Genomic DNA, 2,833 nt, shown 5'->3' with positions numbered 1-2,833 from the left:
GCGCCAAGCCCGCACCCTCCAGGTGATCCATGAAACGCGCCCCTCGCAGCCGTCAACGCCATGATTTATATGCGAAATATCACGATTACGACAGCGAAATCAGCGACTTACTTGGAGAATGTGGGATCAAGGGACTTCGCCCGGCGGCGCGCCCGTCTGCGGGTCGGCCCCTTCCTTGGGGCTGGTCAGGAACACCACCACGAACACCGCGAACGCCAGGGCCAGGATCCAGAGGATCGCCCGATGACCGTCCAGCCGCGAGCGCGGCCGTACGTTAGTCCGGCTCCCGTCCTGCGTATGTCTGGCCTGCGCCATGATTGGTCGCTGCCTCCGCACGGGCAACCGCCCGCCACGCGGCGAAGTTCCCACCTCAGAACGGCTTGCCGATGAAGAAGTAGACCGCTGTCCGCCCGTCGTCCGCCGCCCCAGCGGTGATGAACACCGGGCCGATCAGGGTGTCGGCCGCCAGGAACACGTTCGCGCCCACCCGCACGTCGTTCGCCTCGGCGTCTCCATGCCGCGCCCAAACGTTGCCGACCGCCAGGGTCGCCCCGACATAGAGCGGCACGCTCATCAGGCTCTTGGAGCTGTCGGTCAGCTTGTAACGGTACATGCCGCGCGCGACGGCGAAGGTCTCGCCCGTCAATTCCTCGACCGAATAGCCTGGGAAGCTGAACGGCCCGCCCAGGGTGAACAGCGAGGCCAGCGGCAGGTCGCCCTGAATCGTCTCGCCGCCGGAGATGTTGAAGTTGAGCGCCTGGCGCCCCTTGCTGACGGCGTAGATGCTGTCCAACCGCAGGGTCTGGAAGCCGGTCTCGCTTCCCAGCGCCTCCAGCCCGACGTTCCACTGCAGCCGTCCGCTCATACCGCGGCTGGGGAAATACGGATTGTCCAGCGTGTCGGCCCCGGCGGAGAAGGCCAATTGCCCCCATTTGAGATCGAAATCGCGCGGCGCGAGGTCGCCCTCCTGCAGCGAGGCCGATCCGCTCCCGAGATCGACGCCAGCGCGCAGTTCGGCGATCGTCCCGAACTGGCGGCCCAGCGCCAGCGAAAGCAGGCCGTAGGAGGCATCGTACTCGCCCAGCCGGAACCCGGTGTCGTTGTAGACCTTGATCGGGCGCTTCTGCACCGATCCCATCACGTCGACGAACCAGCGCTGGTAGCTGTCGAGCACCTTGAAGTACTCGGCCGAGAATAATGTCCGCTCGCCTAGCGCGCCGACGAAGCGCGCCTCCGAGCCATAGCTGTCGAGCTGCACCAGCCGCAGTTCGGCGGAAAAGTCGAACTCGGTGCCGCTCTCGCTGGAGGCGGCGATGGTCACGCCGGGGCGCAGGCGGTTGGCGTCGCCGGGCCGCTGGACGGCGTTGACCACCAGGCCTGTCCGCCCGTCGGCGCCCTCCTCGATCCGGTAGTCGACGCGCGAGAACATGCCCATCGCGTAGATGTCGCGCATGGCCGTCCCGACCTCGTCAGGCTCCATCGGCTTGCCCACGAACGGCTCGATCCGCCGCAGCAGGATCTTGTCCGAAAGCCGGGAGTCGTTTTCGACCTTCACGTAGTCGATTGTCGGCGGCGGCTTGTCGACGCTGACGGCCGGCTGCGACGGGCCGAGCGCGGCGATGCGCTGCAGGCCGGCGAGCTGCTTTTCGGACGCCGCCTTGCCGATCGCGATGAACTCCGCACCGCGCTTGAAGTCTGTTGAAGACAGCTCCCCGGTGTTGACGCTGATCAGCACGTCGCCGGGCTTCAGCGTCGCCAGCTGCTGGCGCTCGTTGGCCAGGATCAGCATGGTGACCGTCTGTCCGAGAATGCCGCCGAGACTGCGAAGTTGGTCGGCCGGCAGCAACGGCGTCTGGGTCGCCACGACGATGACGACGTCGGCGCCCATCTCTCGCGCCACATCGATCGGCACGTTATCGGACATGCCCCCATCGACCAGCAGCTTGCCGTCCAGGCTGTAGGGCGCGAACACGCCCGGCACCGACATCGAGGCGCGCATGGCGCCGGCCAGTTCACCGCGGTCGAGCACCACCTTCTTGCCGGTCTCGATATCGGTAGCGACCGCCCGGAACGGGATCGGCAGGTCGTCGAAGGTCGGGACCGCGGCGCGCACTCGCACCAGCCGGCGCAGTTCGAGCACCAGGTTGGCGTCCGAGATCAACGCGTCGGGCCTGCGCAGCCGCGTGCCGGCGAGTCCCACGCTGGCCTTGACCGGGAACGCCGCCTGCAGCTGCTTTTCACGATAGGTCAGCCCCTCGCGCGGCGGCGAGGTGTCGAAGATCAGGTCCCAGTCCATGGTCTCGATGGCGTGCTCGAGCTCGTTTCCGCTCATGCCCGATGCATAGAGGCCGCCGACGATCGACCCCATCGAGGTTCCGACCACCAGGTCCGGACGGATGCCGAGCTTCTCCAGCGTCTGGATGGCGCCGACATGGGCCATGCCCATCGCGCCGCCGCCCGACAGCACCAGGCCGATTTTTGGCCGCGCCGGCGCAGGCCGTTCCTGGCCGAAGGCTGGAGCGATCCAGACCCCGAGCCACATCACGCCGAGCATGCAGCCCAGGATCAGGAGGCGTTTGACGAGCGCAAGTGCATCCACGAGGGACATCCGGGCTCACCCTGTCGGCACAGCGATGGCGCCCATCGCGAAGTGACGGCGCCCGCTAAGGCCGCACGCGCCTTTGGCCGACATTCCCCAAGTGGCCCGCCGCTTGACTTCAAGATCGCCTGATTTTGCTCGCTGGGCAAGCGTTTTTCGCCCCGAGCGGTGTCTGTCGTCGCGCAAACGGCCGAAGTCGGGTGGATCAAGCCTCGAACCCGCAGCATTCTGGCC

Annotated in this window: 3 protein-coding genes; all 3 read right to left on the bottom strand. The window is 66.9% G+C overall.

Annotation, left to right across the window (positions count from 1 at the left end; all coding sequences use genetic code 11):
• Window positions 1-126: 126 nt before the first annotated feature.
• Complete coding sequence (locus tag ACE3T2_RS20960) at window positions 127-315, bottom strand: hypothetical protein (protein WP_374661009.1); 189 nt, start codon at window positions 313-315, stop codon at window positions 127-129.
• 55 nt (window positions 316-370) lie between these two features.
• Entirely contained in the window at window positions 371-2,608 is a 2,238-nt protein-coding gene (locus ACE3T2_RS20955; RefSeq protein ID WP_374661007.1) for a patatin-like phospholipase family protein, read from the bottom strand.
• A gap of 6 nt (window positions 2,609-2,614) precedes the next feature.
• On the bottom strand, window positions 2,615-2,833 hold a 219-nt coding region (locus ACE3T2_RS20950), incomplete at its 5' end, for a hypothetical protein (protein WP_374661005.1).

The sequence above is a fragment of the Phenylobacterium sp. genome (genome assembly GCF_041919955.1).
In the GTDB taxonomy this organism is placed as follows: Bacteria; Pseudomonadota; Alphaproteobacteria; order Caulobacterales; family Caulobacteraceae; genus Phenylobacterium.
Note: the sequence above shows the minus strand (reverse complement) of the source record. Positions and strands in the feature narration are given on the sequence as shown.

Excerpts from the sequence above, each read along its gene's own strand:
- ACE3T2_RS20960 (WP_374661009.1), bottom strand. The coding sequence starts at position 315 with ATGGCGCAGGCCAGACATACGCAGGACGGGAGCCGGACTAACGTACGG.
- ACE3T2_RS20955 (WP_374661007.1), bottom strand. The coding sequence starts at position 2,608 with ATGTCCCTCGTGGATGCACTTGCGCTCGTCAAACGCCTCCTGATCCTG.